Here is a 24450-nt window from a genome sequence, read left to right on the forward strand (position 1 = left end):
TAAAGACAGCTTCATTCCCGTACACCTACCTGCGTTAAATTCAAAACCAAGACTCATCGGCCGCAGAACCTTCGGAACCAACCGGTTCCTGAGTCTCCGTTCCGTTATTCGCGGACAAAGAATCGCTTTCCAGTACCTCTCTGTCACCATTGCCCACCATCAAAGTCAGCGTTGCGCCCATAGGCACTTTTTCATCGATGGCGAGCATGCGCCCCTGATACTTCACGCCATATACCCAGTCCTTTTCACCTGCCATGTATTCGATGTCGTTCAGCTTGAAGCCCGAAGCCAGAATGCGCGCTTCGGCCTGACGCAAGGAACTGTTATCCGCCACATCGGGAACAGCCTGCAAAGGTATATTGATGGCATTGATTGTCAGATAAATGATGCGGCCTTCTTTCACCTTTTGTCCGGCGGCCGGATTATAGTCCAAAATGCAGCCGGCAGGTTTGTCCTTGACGTAAGTGGAATCGGAAACGACACAGGCCAGCCCCCGGTTACCGAACACCGTTCCGGCTTCCGCTACCGTCATGCCCTTCACATCAGGTACTACCACAGCCTCACCGTGGCGGGTATATATATCTATTCCTTTTAAAGTTCCGAACAGCAACAAGGCTACCACAACAATCATTGCCATGACGTTTATCCAGAAGTATTTGTTCTGCCGGAAAGAAAAAAATTCCTTTATAGTCATAATCACTACAATTTGGTGCAAAGATAATGCAAACAGAGAGCAGAATAAAAGAACTTGTTCATTTTTTATGCCGAGGTGCGGTTTATCTTCGCTTTTGTTGCAAAGATAATGCAATTTAGGCGCATTGCAATGATGTTTTCTTGAAAGTTTCACAAAAGAAAAGCCGCAAAACACTGTCACCAGTCCTTTGCGGCTTTCTTATTTCTCTATCAAAAGGAATGACTTACGCCTTCACTCCGTTGTATTCGTCAGAAACAGTCAGTTTCTTTCTGCCTTTGGCACGACGTGCGGCCAATACTCTACGACCATTGGCTGTAGCCATTCTCTCACGGAATCCGTGTTTGTTTTTTCTCTTTCTGTTAGAAGGTTGAAATGTTCTTTTCATTACTGTATCTTGTTTTATGTTATTATTCTACGTAATCGGGCTGCAAAAATAGAGACTTTTTCTAAAATAACCAAGAGATAACTCATTTTATCTCAAAACTTTTTGTGTTTTTTACCGATTTCCATTACTTTTGCACCCGCAAATCAAGGGAAACATCTTAATAACATAATAATAATAAAGACTATAAAAGTATGATTAATGCCCAAGACATTAAAAACGGAACTTGCATCCGCATGGACGGCAAACTGTATTTCTGCATCGAATTCCTGCATGTAAAACCGGGAAAAGGTAATACTTTCATGCGTACCAAGCTGAAAGATGTAGTCAACGGCTATGTTCTTGAACGCCGCTTCAACATCGGCGAAAAGCTGGAAGACGTACGCGTAGAACGTCGTCCCCATCAATATCTCTATCATGACGGCGACAACTACCAGTTTATGAACCAGGAAACTTTCGACCAAATTCCTATCGCTCACGACTTGATTAACGGCGTAGACTTCTTGTTGGAAGGAATGGTTGTAGACGTGGTATCCGATGCTTCTACCGAAACGGTTCTGTATGCCGACGTACCTGTGAAGATTCAGCAGAAGATTACATACACCGAACCGGGATTGAAAGGCGATACAGCTACCAACACCCTGAAACCCGCAACAGTAGAATCAGGCGCGACAGTACGCGTACCGTTGTTCATCAACGAAGGCGAAACCATCGAAATCGATACTCGTGACGGTTCTTACGTAGGTCGCGTAAAAGTATAAAACTCCTTCTTTAAATAGTTGGAAGCCTGTCGGGACAGTTCGCCCCGACAGGCTTTTTCTTTTTACAGCACATGGCGATAAAAACGCCGCCACGAACCGAGCAATGTAAGGCCATAACCGACATGCCTGAGGAATGCCGGAACCGGAATTTGTCGTGTCCATCGGATTTAGTTCCTAATAACAACATTCGCAGGATTTATGCGTTCCCATCGGACTTATCAGTATCTTTAATACTACATGCTAATTCGTTAGACAGCCGTTGCCCGTTCGTTAGACAGTTGTCTAACGAACGGGCAACAGTTGTTGAACGAAAGGATGACATCCGTCTGACGAATTATGACTGACGATGCGGCCTCTTGTTATTTATTGTACCATCCCCTATCTATCACCAAATAAAAGCGTATCTTTGCAACATCAACTTCCGCAACCCGATAAAGAAAAAGACACAGAGATATGCGATACTCCGTTATCATCCCCGTATACAACCGCCCCGATGAAGTGGACGAACTCCTGCAAAGCCTTACCCGGCAAAGCTTTAAGGATTTTGAAGTCATCATTGCAGAGGACGGCTCTTCCGTTCCTTGCAAGGACATCGCAGACCGTTATCAGAACATGCTGGATATCCATTATTACGCCAAACCCAATTCCGGGCCGGGGCAAACGCGCAATTACGGCGCCGAACGCAGCCGGGGGGAATACCTGATTATACTCGACTCCGACTGCATCCTTCCCGAAGGCTATTTTGCGGCGGTGGAAGAAGAGTTGCGGAAAGCCCCCGCCGACGCTTTTGGCGGACCGGACCGGGCGCATGCATCGTTTACCGATATACAGAAAGCCATCAACTACTCCATGACTTCGTTCTTCACTACCGGCGGCATCCGCGGCGGGAAGAAGAAGATGGACAAGTTCTATCCGCGAAGCTTCAATATGGGCGTACGCCGTGAGGTTTACGAAACGCTCGGCGGCTTTTCACGGATGCGTTTCGGAGAAGACATCGATTTCAGCATCCGCATCTTCAAAGGCGGATATCAATGCAGGCTATTTCCCGGAGCATGGGTATATCATAAACGGCGGACGGACTTGAAGAAGTTCTTCAAGCAGGTACACAACTCCGGCATTGCCCGCATCAACCTCTACAAGAAATATCCTGAATCTCTAAAAATAGTTCACCTGCTGCCGGCCGTATTCACATTAGGAGTAGCCGTACTGCTGGCAGGCGCGCTCTTCTGTCCGTACAGCCTGCTTCCGATCGCGTTGTATGCGTTACTTGTCTGCACGGATTCCGCTATCCGGAACAAGAGCCTGCGCATCGGCATCTATTCCATCGCCGCATCTTTCATCCAGCTTATCGGATACGGAACCGGTTTTTGGCGTGCCTGGTGGAACCGCTGCATACTCGGTAAAGACGAGTTTGAGGCATTCAAGAAGAACTTTTATAAATAACGGGCAGTGAAGGAGCTGCAGGCGGTAAGAAGAAAAGGCATGGAGAAATTAACAATCAACCGGTGGGCAGCCGAAGACCGTCCGCGGGAGAAAATGATGCTGAAAGGCGCGGAAGCCCTGAGCGACGCAGAGCTGCTGGCCATACTTATCGGCTCGGGAAACACCGAAGAAAGTGCCGTAGCACTGATGCAGCGGACACTTGCCTGCTGCAACAACGACCTGAACCAATTAGGGAAATGGGAAGTACGAGACTTCTCCCGCTTCAAAGGTCTCGGACCCGCCAAAAGCATCGCCATCATGGCCGCCCTCGAACTGGGTAAACGCAGAAGACAGCAAGAGCATCCGGAACGCGCCGTGATACACTCGTCCAACGACATCTACGAAATCTTCCATCCGCTGTTGTGCGACCTCACCATAGAAGAGTTCTGGGTGCTCCTGCTCAACCAGGCTTCCCGTGTCATCGATAAGGTACGAATCAGCCGGAGCGGCATCGACCAAACCAGCGCCGATGTAAGAAGCATCCTGCGCGAAGCATTGCTGCAACGCGCTACACAGATTGCGCTGATACACAACCATCCTTCGGGAAACCCGCATCCCAGCATGAACGACCGCCGGCTGACGCAGTTCATACAGAAAGGCGCGCAAACCATGAACATCCGCCTGATTGACCACGTTATAGTCACAGACGGCAGATATTACAGTTTTAATGACGAAGGAGCGCTGTAATGTAGTGTGTACATTCTTTGTAGTTTCAATTAAAATCTTTAGATTTGCTTCGCTAAACCAACAAACCGTACGAATATGACCAAATTTGAAATAGAAGAGAAAATAGTTGCCATGCTGAAAACCGTATTCGACCCGGAGATTCCGGTAAACGTGTACGATCTGGGGCTCATCTACAAAATAGATGTTGCCGACAGCGGCGACGCAACCATCGACATGACCCTGACGGCTCCCAACTGCCCCGCCGCAGACTTCATCATGGAGGATGTCCGCCAGAAGATAGAATCGATAGACGGAGTGAATTCCGCCACCATCAACCTGGTATTCGAACCCGAATGGGACAAGGACATGATGAGCGAAGAAGCCAAACTGGAATTGGGTTTTCTCTAACGAATAACGGAACTGTGTATAAATGAAGAACGTATATTTCCTATCAGACGCACACCTGGGTTCACGGGCCATCGAGCACGGACGGACACAGGAACGACGGTTAGTCAACTTCCTCGACAGTATCAAACATAAGGCGGCTGCCGTATATTTGCTGGGCGACATGTTCGACTTCTGGTACGAATTCCGCACGGTCGTGCCCAAAGGCTACACCCGCTTTCTCGGCAAGTTGTCCGAACTGACGGATATGGGCGTGGAAGTACACTTCTTCACCGGCAATCACGACATCTGGTGCGGAGATTATCTGACTAAAGAATGCGGGATCATCATTCACCGCGAGCCTCTCACTACGGAAATCTACGGAAAAGAGTTCTACCTGGCCCATGGCGACGGACTGGGCGATCCGGATAAAAAATTCAAGCTGCTGCGTACCATGTTCCACAGCCGTACGCTTCAAACTCTGTTCTCCGCCCTGCATCCCCGTTGGAGCGTAGAGCTCGGACTGACGTGGGCCAAGCACAGCCGTCTGAAAAGAATAGACGGGAAAGAGCCCGACTACATGGGCGAGAACAATGAGCATCTGGTACTCTATACCAAAGATTACCTGAAAAGCCACCCGAACATCAACTTTTTCATCTACGGTCACCGGCACATCGAACTGGATTTGATGTTGAGCGCCACCGCCCGTGTCCTTATCCTCGGCGACTGGATAAATTATTTCTCTTATGCCGTATTCGACGGTGAGAACCTTTTCCTGGAGGAGTTTATCGAAGGAGAGACCAAACTATAAACCATCCATCTCGACTTTCAAGAATCGTTTATTCTTATAAATGATTACGAAAAAGGACAAAAAGCCGGAACTTTTTGCCCGGTATCTTGTAGTATCATCATAACCATTAAAAAATAAAAGCGTTATGGATGATATGATTTACAGAAACGATTCGATTGCCGAAGAGAACATAGACCCGAACGGCCGCCCGGCAGAGAATAAATTTGAAGAATGGAGCGAGGAAGTTTCCGAACGGACAGACCTCGGCTATAAAGAGCAAAAAGTAAAATCCGCCAAAGAACGGAAAAAGCTCATTAAAGAAATGGATGAGATCATCAAAAAAGAGATAGAATGAAAATAGGGTGTCAATCATAGTTTTGACACCCTATTTCTATTATCTGACCCTTTTTCTTATTTATATCCGGCAGCTTTGGCAATGCGTTTCGGAATTTCCGTATTATCCATCTTGCCGACAAACAGTCCGGAGCCCGCACCTATTGCAAAAACAGGAACATAACCGGCTGTATGGCTGGAGCTGGTCCATCCCACCATGGCTATCTGGCTCATTACCTTTTTGGCAGCGGCGGCCAACGGCTCGGTCTTGGCATAAAGGCTCTCCTCGAAAACAATCTTGTTTTTTACGAAAGACGTTTCATATTCATCACGAAGCATCTTTTCCTGTTCCCAGGTTAAAGGCAGCTCTTTCCAGAAGCCCATTTTATCGGCAAGTAACGCCTTTACCTCATCCCATGAAGCCTTACCGGATTTCTCTTTACGCAAGTCGGTAATCGCTTTGGAAAGAAGGTCTTGGGATTGTTTCTGATTCAACAGGGATTTCAAGTGCAATTCATACTTTCCGATGCCCAGCCCCAGGCCACCGGTTTCGTGGTCGGCGGTTACGACAATCAGAGTTTCTTTCGGGTGCTTCTTGTAGAACTCATAGGCGACCTTTACCGCATTGTCCAAATCGATAACTTCTTCAAAAACAGTAGCAGGGTCATTACCGTGGCAAGCCCAGTCTATTTTGCCGCCTTCTACCATAAGGAAGAAACCTTTATTGTTTCCTTTTGTCAGGAACGAAATGGCGCTTTCCGTTATTTCCGGTAAGGTAAGGTCGCCTTCTTCACGGTCAATAGCATAAGGAAGGCAAGATGGAACGGCACCCTCTTTCTGGATAAGTATCATCTTCTTCGCATCCGCTGCTTTGGTCTTGTATTCGTCCAAGCCGCGGGCAATCGTATAACCCGCTTCTTCCATAATGGGGAAGATACTCGGCGCTTCTTTCTTATCGGCAGTCGTAGCAGGCTTCAGGAAGCCGCCGCCCGCATAAAAGTCAAAACCGGCTTTCGGCAAGTCGAGCGCGATTTCGTAATACATGCTACGGTTGGGCTGGTGAGCGTAGAACGCCGCCGGAGTAGCGTGGTCTACGCTGACACTGGTAGTGACACCTACTTTCTTACCGGACTTCTTGGCTTTCTCGGCAACTGTCTGCAAGACGTTTTTATCATCGTCCATACCGATAGCCCCATTGTATGTCTTTGCACCGGTGGCAAGAGCCGTACCGGCCGCTGAAGAGTCGGTCACGGAATTAGTGGCGGAAAAAGTCGTAGCCACGGTACCAACCGGGAAGGTCGTAAACAAAAGCGGTTTTACACCGATACGTCCTTCTTGTTCAGCCAGGTACATCTCCGTACCGTTCACCTGGTTCACTCCCATTCCATCACCGATGAAATAGAATACATACTTTGCCTGCTGCGCATAGGATACGCCCGTCAGCAATACAAAGAGCAATACATACATTAATCGTTTCATAAACTGTTCTATTTAAAATTATCTGTAATGTCAGTGTTTTTCCTTTATAGGGAAACAAAGATAAGAATTTTAAATCATTCATATATGACGATGTTATGAAAAAGAAAGTGCCGGAAACAGTCAAGACTGTTTCCGGCACTCGTATCAAGTCCTTATTACAATACTGTTATTTGCTCAAGATAGCCATTGTGTCAGAAGCAATCATCAGTTCTTCATCGGTCGGGATAACCACTACCTTCACCTTAGAATCGTCTGTGGAGATTACAGCTTCTTCACCGCGAACCTTGTTCTTTTCCAAATCGACCTTGATGCCCATAAATTCGAGACCTTCGCATACTTCGCTGCGGCAATTGCACTGGTTCTCGCCAACACCGCCTGTAAATACGATGATATCCACACCGCCCAAAGCAGCGGCATAAGCGCCTACATACTTCTTGATGCGGTAGAAGTACATCTTTTCTGCCAGAATAGCTCTCGGATTACCGGCAGCTACGGCATTCTCCAAGTCGCGCATATCGCTTGACTCACCGAAAATACCCATCACGCCGCTCTTCTTGTTCAGCAGATTGGATACTCCGTTTGCATCCAGATTTTCCTTATCCATGATGAAAGTAACGGCACCGGCATCGATGTCACCGCTACGAGTACCCATCATCAGACCTTCCAACGGAGTCAGACCCATGCTGGTATCCATGCATTTGCCGTCTTTAATGGCAGAGACGGAGCCACCGTTACCGATGTGGCAGGTAATGATTTTCTTTCCTTCCGGCTGTACACCCAGGAATTCGCACACACGTTTTGATACATAACGATGAGAAGTTCCGTGGAAGCCATAACGGCGAACGCCATATTTTTCATACAGTTCGTAAGGAACAGCATACATATATGCATAATCAGGCATTGTCTGATGGAAAGCGGTATCAAACACACCGATCTGCGGAACATCAGGCAGAATGGCGGAAACCGCATTTACACCCTTCAGGTTGGCGGGATTGTGAAGCGGAGCCAAATCATTGCAAGCGGTAAACGCGTCCAGCACTTCCTGAGTCAGCAATACGGATTCGCTGAATTTCTCACCTCCGTGTACCATACGGTGGCCTACCGCATTGATTTCGTCCAAAGACTTGATGGCGCCGTATTCGGAGCTGATCAATGTATTCAGGATAAATTCTACACCTACGGTGTGTTCCGGTATGTCTTTTTCCAGAATCTTTTTCTCGCCATCAGGCAAGGTCAATTTCAGGAAGGAGCCTTTCAGCCCGATTTTTTCAATACCACCTTGAGCGATAACCTCTTTGTGGTCCATATCAAACAATTTGTATTTGATGGACGAGCTACCGCAGTTCAATACTAAAACTTTCATATTATATCAGATTTAAAGTTATTTGGTGTGTTTAGCGGCGATAGCCTGGTTCGCAGTAATCGCAATCATGCGGTAAACATCTTCGATAGAGCAGCCGCGCGACAAGTCGTTTACCGGACGTGCGATACCTTGCAGAATCGGACCGACTGCATCGGCATGTCCGAGGCGCTGTACCAATTTGTAGGAGATATTACCCACTTCAAGGCTCGGAACAACGAGTACATTCGCATTACCCGCAATAGCGGAACCCGGAGCTTTGCTGGCGCCGACTTCGGGAACCAACGCCGCGTCAGCCTGCAATTCGCCGTCGATAGCGATATCAGGAGCCATTTCTTTAGCAATCTTCAAAGCTTCCACTACTTTGTCCACCACTTCGTGTTTTGCAGAACCTTTCGTAGAGAAACTCAACAGCGCCACTTTCGGGTCCAGACCTGCGACAGCCTTAGCCGTACGTGCAGTACAAACAGCGATTTGAGCCAATTGAGAAGCATCGGGAACCGGAGTTACGGCAACGTCACCCATTACCAGAATACCATTCTTACCATATTCGGGAGCATGCGTCAGCAACAGCATCGCACCGGAAACACAAGTAATGCCGGGAGCCGTCTTGATAATCTGCAAAGCCGGACGAAGCACATCGCCGGTAGTATTGCGCGCACCGGCCAACTGACCGTCCGCATCACCGTTCTTGATAATCAAACAGCCCAGATAAAGCGGATTGGTTGCCAGCTTACGAGCTTCTTCAATGGTCATGCCTTTTTTCTTACGTAACTCGAACAGCAACTGTGCGTATTCTTCCAATCTCGGATTGTTTTCCGGATCGATAATGGTCGCCTTGGAAATATTACCAAGCCCCCACTCCGTTGCACAAGCGTTGATTTCAGCAGGATTGCCCAAAAGAATCAGGTCTGCAATACCATCTGTCAAAATTTGATTGGCAGCTTTCAATGTGCGTTCTTCCGTACCTTCAGGAAGAACAATGCGTTGGCGATCGGCTTTCGCACGCTCTAAAATTTCATTAATTAATCTTTGCATGATATTTTAATTGTGTATAAGAATCGGTAGTTCGTGTTATTCACGCCGCAAAAGTACACAATTTTGCAATATACACATTGCAATTTCGAGGCTTTTTCTACATCAAATGAGAATTATTATAATATTTAACACTAACAGATGATTTACGGGATAGTTCCTCACTCCAAATAGCTAACTTTGCAGCGTTTTCAATGTTTTCAACAGGTAGGTATTATTTAATAATCAGGTATTATGATCCGTCAATGCGCCATCCTTTTCGGATGTTTGGCTTTGGGTGAATTGATTGTATTCTTAACGGGTATCAAACTTCCGTCCAGCATCATCGGCATGCTGCTGCTCACCCTTTTCTTAAAGTTGGGTTGGATAAAACTGCACTGGGTGCAGGGAATGTCCGACTTTTTAGTTGCTAACCTGGGATTCTTCTTCATTCCGCCCGGTGTAGCCCTCATGCTCTATTTCGACATTATCGCCGCCGAATTCTGGCCTATTGTCATCGCCTCATTAGTCAGCACCCTGTTGGTACTCGTGGTTACCGGATGGGTTCACCAATTAACACGTAAAATCAAATGAACTTTTTAGAAAACGAATTCTTCCTGCTGGCTATTACTTTCGGGATATTCTTCTTAGCCAAGCTTCTTCAAAAGAAGACAGGAATCATGCTGCTGAACCCCATCTTGCTCACTATCGCCATACTTATCATTTTCCTGAAAATGACAAATATCAGTTATGACACTTATAACAAAGGCGGACATCTGATTGAATTCTGGCTCAAACCGGCCGTCGTCGCACTGGGCGTTCCTTTGTATCTGCAATTGGAGACCATCAAAAAACAATTGCTGCCTATCCTGCTTTCACAATTGGCCGGATGTATTGTAGGAGTTATCTCCGTAGTCCTGATAGCGAAACTGATGGGAGCTTCCGACGAGATTATTTACTCGCTGGCTCCAAAATCCGTTACCACCCCGATAGCCATGGAAGTTACGAAATCAATAGGCGGCATTCCCGCACTGACTGCCGCCGTAGTGGTTTGCGTAGGTCTGTTGGGCGGAATACTCGGCTTCAAGACAATGAAACTCACCCATATCGGGAGCCCCATGGCGCAAGGACTTTCCTTAGGGGCAGCCGCCCATGCTGTCGGCACGTCCACAGCAATGGACATCAGCAGCAAATACGGTGCGTTTGCCAGCCTCGGACTGACGCTTAACGGAATATTTACGGCCTTGTTAACCCCAACTATTTTACGATTGTTAGGGTTACTCTAACAAAATCTTCTTATTTTTGTTATTATATTCTTAACCAATAGAAATTATTTATGATTCCATTTAAAGATATCGAACTAAAAGACAAAGACCTGATTACTTCCTTTACTCTGAACAGTCCGCGACGCAACTGCGACCTTTCATTCTCCAACCTGTGCAGTTGGCGCTTCTTATACAACACTAAGTTTGCCATTATGGACGGTTTCCTGTTATTGAAATTCTGGGCAGACGGAGAGCTTGTATATATGATGCCTATCGGTAACGGTGATTTAAACAAAGTGCTGGACGCGCTGATAGAGGATGCCAATCAGGAGGGAGAGCCTTTTTGCCTGTTGGGTATCTGCGCCGGAATGTGTTCCGAACTGGAAACTTTCATGCCCGGCAGGTTCCACTTCACAGCGGACAGGGATTACGCCGATTACGTATATCTGCGCTCTGACCTCGCCACCTTGTCCGGCAAAAAGTTTCAGGCCAAACGGAATCATATCAACAAATTCAAAAAGACTTATAATTACGAATATACTCCCATTACAGCCGACCGTATTCAAGAGTGCCTCGATTTGGAAGCGGAATGGTGCAAAGTCAACAACTGCGACCAGCATGAAGGTACAGGCAACGAACGTCGCGCATTGATATACGCCCTGCATAACTTTGACGCGTTAGGACTGACGGGCGGCATTCTCCATGTAGAGGGCAAGATTGCGGCTTTTACATTCGGCATGCCTATCAACCAGGACACATTCGGAGTGCATGTAGAAAAGGCCGACACCCGTATAGACGGCGCTTATGCCATGATTAATTACGAATTCGCCAACCACATCCCGGAACAATATATTTACATCAACCGGGAAGAGGACTTGGGCATTGAAGGACTGCGGAAAGCAAAGCTCTCCTATCAGCCCGCCATTATCCTGGAGAAATATATCGCTTGCTTAAAAGAACAGCCGGTAGAGGCTATCAAGTGGTAAATCAGGAAATAAGGCAGGTGACAGAATGGTACAATTATGATAAAGGGTGAAACAATGCGGGAAAAAGTAAAGAATTTATGGAAGCTATGTTTTAACGACAGCGATGAATTTACAGATATGTATTTCCGCTTGCGTTACAGTAATGACGTCAACATCGCTATTCAAAGCGGTGAAGAAGTGATTGCCGCCCTGCAAATGCTGCCCTATCCCATGACTTTCGGAAAGAACGAAATCAAGACAGGATACGTATCGGGCGCCTGTACACATCCCGATTATCGTAATCGCGGGGCTATGCGCGAACTATTATCGCAGGCCTTTACCCGTATGCTGCACAATGACATGGCCGTTTCGACCTTGATTCCGGCGGAGCCTTGGCTATTCGGGTACTATGCCGGCATGGGCTACGCACCCGTATTCAGGTACTCCTCAACAATCTTTACGGCTTCAGAGGTTACTACCGCTAACGAAGCAGTTGTTCTGAACAAGATAAATGATTATCAGGAAGAGGTATACCGCTATTTGGACCGGAAATTACGGGAACGTCCCTATTGCATCCAGCATACGGAAACAGACTTTCGGGTGATTCTTGCCGATTTACAATTGGGGAAAGGATGTGTCTATATATTGAAGCAAGGCGATAAAATTCCGGCATTAGCCATTGTATACCCGGCAGGCAGTACTTGGCAGGCAGGAGAAGTCGTTGCGGAAACCCCTGAGATGCACTCACTATTGCTACAACGCATTTGCGGACAACTGAATATCCCGTTCATTCGAGTTATCGCTCCGGCTGCGGCAGGGCAAAACCCGCAAGTATTGGGTATGGCGCGCATCATCAATGCCAAAACGGTACTGCAACAATATGCCGCCGAACACCCGGAACAGGAAATGAGCATTGCTCTTACAGATCCGCAAATCAGCGCCAATAACGGTTACTACTATCTGAATAACGGCAAGTGCATGAATAGCGCCAAGCGCCTGCCGGGCAGTCACTTGGCACTCACTATCGGCGAACTTGCCGAAAAGATATTATCGTCCTTACACCCTTACATGAGTTTAATGCTGAATTAGCGGTTATTACAATCCGCTGAAGTCCACGTCCTCGAATACCAAGGACGGAATACGCCATGAAGAAGACAAACGGGGATCATTACCCACAGCCGATAAAGACGCCCAAAGCGTAATCATATTGCCCGTGACATTCATTTCGCTGATTGGCCGGGTCGGTTTGCCGTTCTCAATCAGAAATCCTTCGATGCCGTACGAGAAATCTCCGGAGCTGCTGTTACAGTTACCGCCATTGAATCCGGTAACCAGAATGCCTTTCCGCACATCAGCCACCAAACCGTTCAAATCTTTGTTTCCCGGTTTGAGTACCAATAAGGAAGGAGAGCCAACGGTAGGTTCCACTCCCATCTTCCGGGAATTGTAAGTGTCGATGAAGTATGTTTTCAGCACTCCGTCTTCAAAGATAGGGCGTGGCTCCGTAGCCACTCCTTCGCTGTCGAAATAACGTGCGCCCCTTGCTCCTATGATATGAGGCTCGTCCATAAGATTCAACAGCCCGCCACCAACCTTGGCATTCAGCTTATCCAGCAGGAAAGAGTTCTTTTGCTGCAACGCAGAACCATACAGCGCGCTCAGCATCGGACGAAGCAAACTACTTGAATTCACAGAATCTACCACCATCGTATATTTGCCGGAAGCCACCTTCTTTTGTCCGAGTTTGCGCAGCGCGCGTTCCAAGGCCGTTGCGCCTATACCCGACTTCACCAGTTTATCGTAAAACAAAGCCGAGTCATACCAGTAAGAGGACGGACGCGCCTCTCCCTCTCCCCGCAATGCCACATCGGCAGATACTGAGAACCAGGTAGACTTGGACTCTCCTTCGAAACCATTGCTCGTCAAACGGTAAGAGGAGTTTTCACCGTCACCATACGAGGTGCTTACGGATATAACGCGGTTGTCTTTGCCCAAAACCTCCTCGGCGGCGGCACGTGCGACAGCCACCTTATCATCCGGATTGATAGTCTCGAACCGCTCGTCGAATAATTGTAAATCAGGTTTTCCACCCTTATAATAACGGGAAGTATCGGGCAGTACACGCGCCTCGTCCACGGCCAGATAACGCGTAGAGTCGATGCCATTCTTTATAAACGACTCCAGTTCCTTCTTATCCAAACGATTGGTTGAATAAGAACCGTATTTGCCATCAACATACAAACTGATACTAAGCCCGCTTTCCGAGGCTTGCTGCAATCTGTCCATTTTGCCATCGCGTAATTCAAATGAAGCGTTGGAGTTGGAGTACAGCGCCAACTTCACTGCCCGGCATCCGTTTTTCAAGGCATAATCCATTGCCCACTGCGCCAGTTTTTTATTATTGTCTGTAATCATATTCTTAGTTGACTGTGGATAGCTGATAGCCAAAGAAACATTATCAGTTATCAATTATCCGTTAGTATTTAGTTTTCCCCTCCTACGGTGAGTTTGCTGACCAGCGCCGACGGCATACCGCACGTCACCGGGCAAGACTGCCCGTCTTTACCACAGGTCCATGTACCATTGTCAATCCTATCATTGTCGGCTACCATCGTGATGTCCGCCAATGCTTTCGGCCCATTGCCTATGATATTGATATCCTTAACGGGCTGCGTCAGCTTTCCGTCCTCAATCAAGTAACCGGACTTCACAAAGAACGTAAAGTCACCGGCACCAATCTGCACCTGCCCATTCGTAAACGTATCTACGAAAATACCGTTCTTCACCGTAGAAATAATATCCGCTTCTTTCATATTGCCGGCTTCCATATACGTAGCGCGCATACGGGGAATAGGTACGTTGCGGAATGTATCGCGGCGACCGTTTCCGGTGGGGTTCACGCCGTAATGCCTGGCGCTGATACGGTCGTGCAGGTAACTGGTGAGCACGCCTTCCCGGACGATGTACGTTTTCTGTCCCTCCACACCTTCATCGTCAAAATTCACAGCACCGCGGTTGAAGGGAATCGTACCGTCGTCCACCACATTGATATGCTCGCTGCACACTTTCTTATTCAGCTGACCGGAAAATATAGATATGTCCTTACGGTTGAAGTCCGCCTCAAAAGCATGGCCGATAGCCTCGTGCAACAAGATTCCCGAACCGCCCGCACCCATTACAACAGGCATTTCACCACCTTTAGGTTTGATGGCTTTAAACAGAATGGCTGTTCGGTCTACTACCTCACGGGCAATCACGTCTATAATATCATCTGTCATAAACTCAAAGCCTCTGCGATAAGACCTGCCGGCATAACCGTTCTCCATTTTTCCGTTTTCTTCCATGATACAAACGGCCATGAAAGACGCCATCGGGCGGTAATCGTAATAGCTGATACCTTCCGAATTACAAAACAGCACATGCGACGTACTGTCCTGCAAGTATGCCTGCACCTTCCGAACGCGACTATCCAAAGAAAAGATTTTCTCATTCAGCTTTTCCAGATAAGGAATCTTTTCTTTTACGCTTACGTCTTCCCAGGGAATCGTCACAGCATAACGGTTTTGAGATATCGTCTTCTCCGTCAGCCCAACAGGCACACCCGCCTTACCCGAAGACGCAATACGGGCGGCAGTGCGTGCGGCACGCAACATTTCTTCCAAAGTAACACCTTCTACGTACGCATAACCGCTCCTATCTCCGGCCAGTACGCGCACTCCCATACCAAAATCTATGTTGGAGCCGCAATTGTTTACCTTACCATCCATCAAACTCACATTGTTATTGAACGTATGCTCAAAATAAAGGTCTGCGTAATCCCCGCCTTTTTCCAAAGCAGTCGCCATTACTTTCCTTAAATCGGCTTCCGTCACACCAAAATGATTGATGGCAGCAGCGACAGCGGATTTGTTATCCGCCCCGTCCGGAGCGGTCATCCCGCCGGCTCGTAAAAAGTTTCGTCCATCCATTTTATCCAGTTATAAATTATGAATTATAAGTTACTTATCTTTACAGAGAGAGAATCTTGGGAAATAAGCCGCATATCGAGATAGCCTCAGTCGCATACTTAGGGTACCTCTGTCGTATACTTAGGGTATCTCAGTATACGACAGAGACTGCTTTATACAATTACTATTGATTATCAGGTTGTTATAAATCAGCAAAACAAAGTCAATCCATTTAAATATCTTTTGTCAAAAGACTCTCCAGTTCTTCCGCGTTCAAACGCAGATAGAACTGCCCTTTATAGGCAACCGAAATGGACCCTGTCTCCTCTGACACAATGATGGCATGAGCGTCCGATACCTGAGAGATTCCCATGGCAGCACGATGCCGCAAGCCCAATTCTTTCGGAATATCCAGATTGTGCGATACAGGAAGGATGCATCCCGCCGCCTTGATACGTTTCTTGCTGATAACCATAGCCCCGTCGTGCAACGGACTATTCTTGAAAAAGATATTCTCTATCAAACGCTGGTTTATATTGGCATTGATAATTTCGCCCGTACGCACCACATCGTCCAACGGCATATTATGTTCAATGACAATCAACGCACCGACTTTCTGCTTGCCCATACTGATGCAAGCCATTACAACGGGCATAATTTCATCGTGCTCCATACTCTCCTTCTTGTTTCCCGTAAAGAAACGCACCAGTGCACTGGCATGTTGATGCGAACCGAGCGTAAGCAGAAAACGCCGTATTTCGTCCTGAAACAAAATAATCAGCGCTAACACTCCTACACTGACCAGCTTATCAAAAATAGAACCCAGCAGTTTCATCTCCAACACCTGCGAAACCACCAGCCAAATCAAGATAAATACCAGAATACCCGTAAACACGTTGATGGACCCGGAAGCTTTCATCAGCTTGTACGTATAGTAAAGCAGGAAAGCCACCAGCAATATATCTATAAAGTCTTTTATGCCAAATTCAAAAAACACGGTTCTCTAAATATTAAGTATTAACTAATCAGCTATCAATTCTCATTCCATAGGCTTTGCACCCTCTTTCTTCATAGCCTCAACGATTTTCACCGTTTCCACCGCTTCGCGCACATCGTGCACGCGAAGGATATCGGCACCCTTCAATAAACAAATGGTATCCAATACGGTTGTACCGTTCAGCGCCTCTTGCGGAGTAGTTCCCAACAAGCGATAAATCATAGACTTACGGGAAACGCCGGCCAGCAAGGGAAGTTCAAAAATACGGAACTCTTCCAGATGGGCCAGCAACTCGTAATTATGTTCAACGGTCTTGCCAAAGCCGAATCCCGGATCCAATATAATATCCTTTACTCCTAAATCGCGCAGCTGCTGAACCTTGCGGGCAAAGTACATAAACACCTCTTTCAGTAAATTATCATAATGAGGGTTTTGCTGCATATTTTGCGGCGTGCCCTGCATATGCATCATGATATAAGGAACATTCAAGTCGGCAACCGTACGGAACATATCACCGTCCATTTCTCCGGCGGCTATGTCATTAATGATTGCCACACCGTACTCCTCAACGCACATCCTTGCCACATCCGCCCTAAAGGTATCTACCGAAACAACGGCGTCGGGCCGCACCTTTCTTAGAATACCCAGCCCCATACGCAAACGTTCCATCTCTTCCGCAGGCGACACATTCTCCGCATTGGGACGCGAAGAGTAAGCGCCGACATCAATAATACCGGCTCCCTCGCCCACTATCTGTTCTATGCGGTGTGTTATGTCGATTTCCGTCTGCATACGGCTGCCTGCATAAAAAGAATCGGGAGTGACATTAAGAATTCCCATGACGCAGGGAGAGGAAAGGTCTAACAAGAAACCATTGACATTTATATATTTGGATTGCAGAGCTTTCATGGACAGTTCTTTTTTACTTATATATCTGCAAATGTAAACAAAAAAGGCGTTGCTGGTACACCAAGTCCAAAAAATAAAGTATCTTTGTTCAGAATATACAAGTATTTATCATGAAGGTAAGTTCAAAATATATTTTTCCCACGTTATTCTGCATTTTGCATTTCCTGCTTATGCCGCATAACGTATCGGTTTGGGGACAACAGAAAAACGCGATGGAAGAATACCGTGTAGACAGTATTTTATACAAATACTATCTCCGTTGCAAAGCCGAAATATCGTCCCCCGTCATTATGCAGATGGCTGACACGCTGTTCCAAATGGCTGGCGAAAAGCATGATTTGCGTATGCAGGCAGTAGCCCTGACCAACAAACTGGATTACCATTACTTTCGAGGTACCGACAAAGACAGTATTTTATACTACGTGGAACTTGTGAAGCAGTTTGCCACAGAAACCCGGCAACCCAAATACTACTACTTTGCCTGGAGCAAAAGACTTATCAACTACCACATCAAACAGCAGCAATACAATACCGCTCTTTACGAAGCCGATAAAATGATGAAGCAAGCCGAAGCGGACAACTACCCCGCCGGCATGGCAAACGCCTATAACATATTAAGCTCCATCTATCAAGTCAAAAGGCTTTTCAAATTGGCAGCCGAGAATCGGGAAAAGGAAATCGAGATAATCCTGAAATATAAAATAGACACCTATAATTTATCAAACACTTATTCCTTACTGGCCTCTTTCTATTGTTCCCTGGGAGAAATGGAGAAAGCCAAAGAAAAACTGGATAAGGCCAAGGAAAACATATACAGCGATTCGCAGGAGTTCTATTTTTATTTGAGATCCGCCGATTATTACCAGGCCCTTAAGGACTATCCCCAAATGAAAGGATGCTTGCAAAAAGCCAAAAAGCTGTTGGACGAGAAGAAAGAAGTGAAACGGATGGCAAGCGATTATTATCTGAATGAAAGGAATTATTATATGGCCACACGCCAATATTCCAAAGCATTATCCGTTCAAGAGTATATCTCTCAAAACTATATGGACAAAATCAATCGGGGAGACGCCCTGCGGAACACGGCAATCATCTATCAGGAAATGGGGAATAATGCCAAAGCAGTAGAGTATTATCAGGCGTATATCCAGAAAACAGATTCCGCGAACCGGATTTACGAAGATATCGCCGCCGGAGAATTCTCAGCCATATTAGGAGTGGAGAAACTCAACATCGAGAAAGCAGAACTTCAACAAGAAGCCCAACAACGGGATTTAGCCAACAAACAGCGCATCATCATCCTGCTTGTTGTATTGCTGGTTCTCGGCGCCATATTCTTCTATCGTGAACATCTGCTCAACGGAAAACTCAGGGCATCGCAAAAAGCCGTCTCCGAAAAGAACAAACAATTGCTCATCTCCGAACAGGAACTGCTCGTCGCCAAAGAGCGTGCCGAGAAAGCGAGCATGATGAAAACCGAGTTCATACAGAATATGAGCCATGAGATTCGTACCCCGTTAAATTCCATTGTAGGTTTCTCCCAAATATTAAGCAGCATCAGCGGTGACAGTACGGAAGCGCAGGAATATGCCGGAATCATAGAGCAAGGCAGTAACAACCTGCTGCAATTGGTAGAAGACGTGCTGGACATTTCGAGTTTAGACAGCGGAACGGAAATTCCGACCCATATCATGGCCGACGCCACAGAGTTATGCCGGAAATGTATAACCAAAGCCCGGCAAGACCTGAAGCCGGGAGTCAGTCTCGAATTACAGGCCGAACAAAGCGAATTCCATTTTCATACCAATCCGGAGCGTGTCAGCCAGATACTCTCACATTTACTGAAAAATGCAACGAAGTTCACCACGAACGGACATATTCTTCTTGAATGGCATACGGACAAAGAGCGGCGGCGCATTATTTTCAGTGTATCGGATACCGGAACAGGAATTTCCGCCGATAAGCAGGAATTCGTATTCGAACGGTTTGCCAAAGTGGATACTTTCGTGCAAGGCACCGGTCTGGGACTGCCCATAGGGCGTATCTGCGCAGAAAAGATGGGTGGAAGCCTGGTGCTCGACCCCGACTACACCAACGGTTGCCGCTTCCTATTGACTTTGCCGCTAAAAGGCTAAGGAAATATAACAGTCTTTTTTTTCCACGCCGCCCCATGCAATGTAGCAAATTAAACCATATCTTTGCAGCCGTATAAACAGATTTTTCAACCGTACTTCAAAAGAAGGGGAAACCATGGATATAACCGCTCTTTATCAGATATTTCTTAGCTGTACCGGCGTAACCACCGACAGCCGCAATTGTCCGGAAGGCTCACTGTTTATCGCTTTGAAAGGCGATACGTTCAACGGCAATGCCTTTGCCGCCAAAGCGCTGGAAACGGGAAGCGCCTATGCCGTCGTGGACGAAGCCGCCTATGTTCCTGCCGGAGACACACATTACATATTAGTGGACAATTGCCTTCGCACCCTGCAACAGCTTGCCAATTATCACCGCCGCCAACTGGGCACGCGCATCATCGGCATTACAGGGACCAATGGTAAAACCACAACAAAAGAACTTATATCCGCCGTATTGTCCCCAAAGTACAACATACTGTACACGCTGGGAAATCTGAATAACCCGATCGGCGTGCCGCTCACCCTTCTCCGCCTGAAAGCAGAGCACGAACTCGGCGTAGTGGAAATGGGCGCCAGCCATCCCGGCGACATTAAGGAACTGGTGGAAATAGCCGAACCCGATTATGGAATTATCACCAATGTAGGAAAAGCGCATTTGGAAGGATTCGGCTCTTTCGAAGGTGTTATCCGGACTAAAGGCGAACTGTACGACTATCTGCGCCGGCAGGGTAACTCCACCATCTTTATCCATCAGGACAATCCTTACCTCACCCCAATAGCATGGGGGCTGAATCCGGTAACTTACGGAGAGGAAGACAATCTCTATATCAACGGTCACGTCACCGGCAACTCTCCTTACCTTACTTTCGAATGGAAAGCCGGAAAAGCAGGAGAACGTCATGAAGTACAAACCCAACTGATTGGCGACTATAACTTCCCCAATGCCTTGGCAGCCATCACTATCGGACATTTCTTCGGAGTGGAAGCGGCAAAAATAGATAGGGCACTGCATGAATACGAACCTCGAAACAACCGCTCGCAACTGAAAAAGACCGCGGACAACACACTGATTATCGATGCCTACAATGCCAACCCTACAAGCATGCTGGCGGCCATCAGTAATTTCCACAACATGCAGGCAGGAGGCAAAATGCTGATACTGGGAGATATGCGTGAATTGGGAAAAGACAGTCCCGGGGAACATCAGAAGATAGTGGACTGCCTGCAAGAATACGGCTTTAAAGACGTGGCGCTGGTAGGTGAATTATTCGCGGCGACCCGTCACACCTATCCCACCTATCCCGACGCTCCGGCTTTAATAGCCGAACTCCAAAAGAATAAACCTTGCGGAAAGACCATCCTGATAAAAGGTTCAAACGGTATAAAACTGAATACGGTAGTGGATTATCTTTAAGACTGGCGCATCATTTTAGGTTTCAACACGAAATAAGCTACCAATGACGCCAGCACAGCCCCCGTGGTGTTGGCTGCAAAATCCAGCCAATCGCCGCCACGGTAGGTAGTGCAATACTCCTGCAAAAGTTCCACCGCCCCGCTAAACAATACCGGGCAGACAAACGCTCCCAACCATGCGTGCCATATAGGAGTACGGTCTCTCCTATGCGCCCTCAAGAACTCCAACCACAACATGCCCGACATACCGAAATACATACAAATATGTACCACCTTGTCAAGATTAGGGATAGTGCCCAGCTCGGTAGCAGGCGGTTTGAAGAACGACAAATAGATTACAGCAAGTATTACTGTCAGCGATACCGGATATTTCTTAATATAATATAGCATATCTCAAATTATGAACAATCTGTGCGCAAAAGTATGGAACATTTTCTATATTTGCACGTTTTAAGAGGTATTAATAACGAATTGTAAGAAAAATCCACGTTTTATGACAAGAAATGAAAGAGCTAACTTTGGAAGTAAACTGGGGGTGATACTTGCTTCAGCCGGTTCCGCAGTTGGTCTGGGTAATATATGGAGATTCCCTTTCGAAACAGGTAATCATGGCGGCGCAGCCTTCATTCTGATTTACCTGGTATGCGTACTGATATTAGGTATTCCTATCATGATAGCCGAATTTCTTATCGGACGCCGTTCACGCGCCAATACTGCCGGAGCGTATCAAAAACTGGCTCCGGGAACCCAATGGCGTTGGGTGGGACGAATGGGCGTATTAGCCGGATTCCTGATTTTGGGCTACTACTCGGTAGTAGCGGGCTGGACTTTGGAATTTATAGGAGAGGCCGCTACCAACAGTTTTGCCGGCAAGTCCGCCGCAGAATTCATCGCCTCCTTCAACGGTTTTGTCAGTAATCCGTGGCGCCCTGTTATCTGGCTGATAGTATTCCTGTTGGTCACCCACTTCATCATCATAAAGGGAGTGGAAAAAGGCATTGAGAAATCAGCCAAAATAATGATGCCCATGCTGTTCATCCTGCTGATAGTACTTGCCATTTGTTCCGTATCATTACCCGGTGCCAGTGAGGGTATCGAATTCCTGCTGAAACCAGACTTCAGCAAAGTGGACGGTAATGTATTTTTAGGCGCGATGGGACAAGCGTTCTTTTCACTCAGTCTTGGTATGGGATGTCTCTGTACATATGCGTCCTATTTCAGAAACGATACCAACCTGCCTAAAACAGCGCTCAATGTAGCAGGTATAGACACGTTAGTAGCCATTCTCGCCGGGTTCATCATCTTCCCCGCTGCGTTTTCAGTCGGCATTCAGCCGGATGCAGGACCGAGTTTACTGTTCATCACATTGCCCAATGTATTTCAACAGGCATTCGGCAACATACCTTGGTTGGCAATTGTCTTGTCCATCATGTTCTACGTTTTACTGGCGCTTGCAGCATTGACTTCAACGATTTCCTTACACGAAGTGGTAACGGCATACCTGCATGAGGAATTCAAATTCACGCGTGGTAAAGCCGCAAGATTAGTTACAGCCGGTTGTATCATACTGGGAGTATTATGTTCGCTGTCATTAGGCGTAGGAAAGGATTACACGATTTTCGGCCTTAACCTGTTCGATTTGTTCGACTTCGTCACCGCCAAAATCATGTTGCCCTTAGGCGGTTTCTTTATCTCTCTCTTCACCGGCTGGTATCTGGATAAAAAGATTGTATGGGAAGAAGTCAGCAATAACGGAACTTTAAATATACATATATACAGATTACTTATCTTCATTCTGAAATATATCGCTCCAATAGGAATCGGACTTATTTTCATCAACGAGTTGGGTTTCTTCAAATAAACAGTAATGAAGAATCCGTTTAAAGACTTCTTATACTTCTCCCGGGGAGAAAGGCGAGGTATCCTTGTTCTCATCATTGGGATAATCCTCATCTTTCTCTCCGGATATATTTATTCTTTCCGGCAAAACAGCAGGCAGCTTTCTGAGGAGGAAGCCAGGATACAGGCTGCCGCCTTGAAAGAATACGACAACTTTATCAGCTCTGTGCGGGAACAAGAAAGAAACGAGAACAGCCGTTTCAAGAAATCGGAGAGCTATAAAAAGAGAACAGTTGTATTGGCTCCTTTCGACCCTAACCGTACGGACTCCGTCACCTTCTGCCGCTTAGGCCTTCCCGCATGGATGGCAAAGAACATCTTACGCTATCGAAGCAAAGGAGGAAAGTTCCGCAAGGCCGAAGACTTCAAAAAAGTATATGGGTTGACAGAAGAACAGTACCAAACGCTCTCTCCCTACATCTATTTTACGGCAGAAGACACTATAAGAAAGGCGACCTCTTTACTCACCCTTCGGCAGGCCGGGAAAGACAGTATTTATAAATATCCGACAGGCACAATACTCGACTTAAACCGCGCAGATACCGCCGAATTGAAAAAGATTCCCGGTATAGGCAGCGGTATAGCCCGGTTAATAGTAAACTACCGGCAACGTTTAGGCGGTTTTTACCAAATAGAGCAATTGCAGGAGATTCATTTGGATTATCGCCCACTGCAAGCATGGTTCACCGTTACGCCCTCTGAAATCCGGCGCATCAATCTGAACCGCGTCGGCATAGAACGCCTTCGCCACCATCCCTATATAAATTTTTATCAGGCAAAAGCCCTCGTGGAATACCGCAAGAAGAAAGGAGCGCTCCATAGCCTCAAGCCGTTTACCCTCTATGAAGAATTCACCGAAAGTGATTTGGAACGGCTGAGCCCCTATGTCTGCTTTGAATAAGAAAAGAACAGACAGCTATTCTTTGCAAACTTCACCGTCTTTCAGATGAATGGTGCGGTCGGTAATTTGCGCCAGCCCCTCATCGTGCGTCACAATCACAAACGTCTGCCCTAAACGGTTGCGCAAATCAAAGAACAACTGATGCAGCTCCTCTTTGTTATGGGTGTCCAGACTTCCGGACGGTTCATCCGCCAACACCACCGCAGGATGATTGATGAGCGCACGTGCGACAGCAACCCTTTGTTTCTCGCCACCGGACAGCTCATTGGGTTTATGCGAGGCACGTTCCGCCAATCCCATGAAATCCAATATTTCGGTAGCCGCCGCTTTCGCTTCCTGCTGCCCTACTCCGGCAATGAAGGCAGGTATCATTACATTCTCCAAAGCCGTGAATTCCGGCAGTAATTGGTGAAACTGAAAGACAAAGCCTATATGCCTGTTACGGAAAGCGGAGAGTTCTTTTTCATTCAAACGGTTCACCAATGTACCGTCAATCGTTACCGAACCGCTGTCGGGCATATCCAGCGTCCCCATAATCTGCAATAAGGTAGTCTTTCCCGCACCGCTGGGACCGACAATACTGACAACTTCCCCTTTTTTTATCTCCAGGTCGATGCCACGCAAAACCTGCAAATTACCGAAACTCTTCGTGATTCCTTCTAATCGTATCATTG

General features: G+C 47.0%; 25 protein-coding genes. 14 read left to right on the forward strand and 11 right to left on the reverse strand.

Annotated features, from left to right (window positions below; genetic code table 11):
- Positions 1-40: 40 nt before the first annotated feature.
- Positions 41-694 (reverse strand): PASTA domain-containing protein, encoded by a 654-nt coding sequence (locus tag I2F54_RS07160; RefSeq protein ID WP_009121843.1) that lies wholly within the window; start codon positions 692-694, stop codon positions 41-43.
- Positions 695-917: 223 nt separating this feature from the next.
- Positions 918-1079, reverse strand: coding sequence for a 50S ribosomal protein L34 (gene rpmH, locus I2F54_RS07165; RefSeq protein ID WP_004292199.1), 162 nt, complete (start codon positions 1077-1079; stop codon positions 918-920).
- 191 nt (positions 1080-1270) lie between these two features.
- On the opposite strand from rpmH, the gene efp reads away from it, so the two are divergent.
- From efp to I2F54_RS07195, 6 genes are all read left to right on the forward strand, one after another.
- Positions 1271-1837: an elongation factor P gene (gene efp / locus I2F54_RS07170; protein ID WP_009121842.1), complete on the forward strand. Its 567-nt coding sequence runs from the start codon at positions 1271-1273 to the stop codon at positions 1835-1837.
- A gap of 453 nt (positions 1838-2290) precedes the next feature.
- Positions 2291-3280, forward strand: a complete 990-nt coding sequence (locus I2F54_RS07175) for a glycosyltransferase family 2 protein (RefSeq protein ID WP_009121841.1) — start codon at positions 2291-2293, stop codon at positions 3278-3280.
- A gap of 39 nt (positions 3281-3319) precedes the next feature.
- Positions 3320-4006 carry a RadC family protein gene (gene radC / locus I2F54_RS07180; RefSeq protein ID WP_195500865.1) on the forward strand — a complete coding sequence of 229 codons (687 nt, stop codon included), beginning with the start codon at positions 3320-3322 and terminating at the stop codon, positions 4004-4006.
- A 75-nt stretch (positions 4007-4081) separates the two neighbouring features.
- Positions 4082-4393 carry a metal-sulfur cluster assembly factor gene (locus tag I2F54_RS07185; RefSeq protein WP_009121839.1) on the forward strand — a complete coding sequence of 104 codons (312 nt, stop codon included), beginning with the start codon at positions 4082-4084 and terminating at the stop codon, positions 4391-4393.
- A 22-nt stretch (positions 4394-4415) separates the two neighbouring features.
- Complete coding sequence (locus tag I2F54_RS07190; RefSeq protein WP_009121838.1) at positions 4416-5180, forward strand: UDP-2,3-diacylglucosamine diphosphatase; 765 nt, start codon at positions 4416-4418, stop codon at positions 5178-5180.
- 124 nt (positions 5181-5304) lie between these two features.
- Positions 5305-5514 (forward strand): hypothetical protein, encoded by a 210-nt coding sequence (locus tag I2F54_RS07195; RefSeq protein ID WP_009121837.1) that lies wholly within the window; start codon positions 5305-5307, stop codon positions 5512-5514.
- 56 nt (positions 5515-5570) lie between these two features.
- Here the strand turns inward: I2F54_RS07195 and I2F54_RS07200 are convergent, their stop codons facing one another.
- The 3 genes from I2F54_RS07200 to pta all read right to left on the reverse strand — a co-directional run bounded on the left by I2F54_RS07200 (position 5571) and on the right by pta (position 9369).
- Positions 5571-6971, reverse strand: a complete 1401-nt coding sequence (locus tag I2F54_RS07200; RefSeq protein ID WP_087426688.1) for an alkaline phosphatase — start codon at positions 6969-6971, stop codon at positions 5571-5573.
- A 166-nt stretch (positions 6972-7137) separates the two neighbouring features.
- Positions 7138-8334 (reverse strand): acetate kinase, encoded by a 1197-nt coding sequence (locus I2F54_RS07205; RefSeq protein ID WP_195500866.1) that lies wholly within the window; start codon positions 8332-8334, stop codon positions 7138-7140.
- An 18-nt stretch (positions 8335-8352) separates the two neighbouring features.
- Positions 8353-9369 carry a phosphate acetyltransferase gene (pta, locus tag I2F54_RS07210; protein WP_009121834.1) on the reverse strand — a complete coding sequence of 339 codons (1017 nt, stop codon included), beginning with the start codon at positions 9367-9369 and terminating at the stop codon, positions 8353-8355.
- Between the two features lie 231 nt (positions 9370-9600).
- On the opposite strand from pta, the gene I2F54_RS07215 reads away from it, so the two are divergent.
- Genes I2F54_RS07215 through I2F54_RS07230 form a run of 4 tightly spaced genes read left to right on the forward strand, consistent with a single transcriptional unit; the run spans position 9601 to position 12664 of the window.
- The gene (locus I2F54_RS07215) at positions 9601-9939 is read left to right on the forward strand and encodes a CidA/LrgA family protein (protein WP_009121833.1); all 339 of its coding nucleotides are present in this window, start codon (positions 9601-9603) and stop codon (positions 9937-9939) included.
- The gene (locus tag I2F54_RS07220; RefSeq protein ID WP_009121832.1) at positions 9936-10631 is read left to right on the forward strand and encodes an LrgB family protein; all 696 of its coding nucleotides are present in this window, start codon (positions 9936-9938) and stop codon (positions 10629-10631) included. The genes I2F54_RS07215 and I2F54_RS07220 overlap by 4 nt, the downstream gene beginning before the upstream one ends.
- Before the next feature lie 50 nt (positions 10632-10681).
- Complete coding sequence (locus tag I2F54_RS07225) at positions 10682-11596, forward strand: DUF2156 domain-containing protein (protein WP_009121831.1); 915 nt, start codon at positions 10682-10684, stop codon at positions 11594-11596.
- 36 nt (positions 11597-11632) lie between these two features.
- Complete coding sequence (locus I2F54_RS07230; protein WP_195500867.1) at positions 11633-12664, forward strand: GNAT family N-acetyltransferase; 1032 nt, start codon at positions 11633-11635, stop codon at positions 12662-12664.
- Between the two features lie 6 nt (positions 12665-12670).
- Here I2F54_RS07230 and I2F54_RS07235 read toward each other — a convergent pair whose 3' ends face one another.
- The 4 genes from I2F54_RS07235 to folP all read right to left on the reverse strand — a co-directional run bounded on the left by I2F54_RS07235 (position 12671) and on the right by folP (position 17428).
- Positions 12671-13990, reverse strand: coding sequence for a TldD/PmbA family protein (locus I2F54_RS07235; protein ID WP_087413282.1), 1320 nt, complete (start codon positions 13988-13990; stop codon positions 12671-12673).
- A gap of 68 nt (positions 13991-14058) precedes the next feature.
- The gene (locus tag I2F54_RS07240) at positions 14059-15543 is read right to left on the reverse strand and encodes a TldD/PmbA family protein (protein WP_195500868.1); all 1485 of its coding nucleotides are present in this window, start codon (positions 15541-15543) and stop codon (positions 14059-14061) included.
- A gap of 211 nt (positions 15544-15754) precedes the next feature.
- On the reverse strand, positions 15755-16519 hold the full coding sequence (cdaA, locus tag I2F54_RS07245) for a diadenylate cyclase CdaA (RefSeq protein WP_022219303.1): 765 nt from the start codon (positions 16517-16519) through the stop codon (positions 15755-15757).
- A gap of 42 nt (positions 16520-16561) precedes the next feature.
- The gene (gene folP, locus I2F54_RS07250; protein WP_195500869.1) at positions 16562-17428 is read right to left on the reverse strand and encodes a dihydropteroate synthase; all 867 of its coding nucleotides are present in this window, start codon (positions 17426-17428) and stop codon (positions 16562-16564) included.
- A 212-nt stretch (positions 17429-17640) separates the two neighbouring features.
- Here folP and I2F54_RS07255 point away from each other — a divergent pair, with 212 nt between their 5' ends.
- Positions 17641-19563, forward strand: coding sequence for a tetratricopeptide repeat-containing sensor histidine kinase (locus tag I2F54_RS07255; protein WP_229097151.1), 1923 nt, complete (start codon positions 17641-17643; stop codon positions 19561-19563).
- Positions 19564-19678: 115 nt separating this feature from the next.
- Positions 19679-20977 carry a UDP-N-acetylmuramoyl-tripeptide--D-alanyl-D-alanine ligase gene (locus I2F54_RS07260; RefSeq protein ID WP_195500871.1) on the forward strand — a complete coding sequence of 433 codons (1299 nt, stop codon included), beginning with the start codon at positions 19679-19681 and terminating at the stop codon, positions 20975-20977.
- Here I2F54_RS07260 and I2F54_RS07265 read toward each other — a convergent pair.
- Positions 20974-21366 carry a VanZ family protein gene (locus I2F54_RS07265; protein ID WP_009121822.1) on the reverse strand — a complete coding sequence of 131 codons (393 nt, stop codon included), beginning with the start codon at positions 21364-21366 and terminating at the stop codon, positions 20974-20976. The two genes, I2F54_RS07260 and I2F54_RS07265, sit on opposite strands and share 4 nt — an antisense overlap.
- 103 nt (positions 21367-21469) lie before the next feature.
- Between I2F54_RS07265 and I2F54_RS07270 the strand changes: the two genes are divergently transcribed.
- Positions 21470-22837 carry a sodium-dependent transporter gene (locus I2F54_RS07270; protein ID WP_009121821.1) on the forward strand — a complete coding sequence of 456 codons (1368 nt, stop codon included), beginning with the start codon at positions 21470-21472 and terminating at the stop codon, positions 22835-22837.
- A 6-nt stretch (positions 22838-22843) separates the two neighbouring features.
- Positions 22844-23776 (forward strand): helix-hairpin-helix domain-containing protein, encoded by a 933-nt coding sequence (locus I2F54_RS07275; protein ID WP_195500872.1) that lies wholly within the window; start codon positions 22844-22846, stop codon positions 23774-23776.
- A 15-nt stretch (positions 23777-23791) separates the two neighbouring features.
- Here I2F54_RS07275 and I2F54_RS07280 read toward each other — a convergent pair whose 3' ends face one another.
- Positions 23792-24448, reverse strand: a complete 657-nt coding sequence (locus tag I2F54_RS07280) for an ABC transporter ATP-binding protein (RefSeq protein ID WP_195500873.1) — start codon at positions 24446-24448, stop codon at positions 23792-23794.
- Positions 24449-24450 lie beyond the last annotated feature (2 nt).

This window comes from Bacteroides clarus, from assembly GCF_015555825.1.
GTDB classification, from domain to species: Bacteria; Bacteroidota; Bacteroidia; order Bacteroidales; family Bacteroidaceae; genus Bacteroides; species Bacteroides clarus.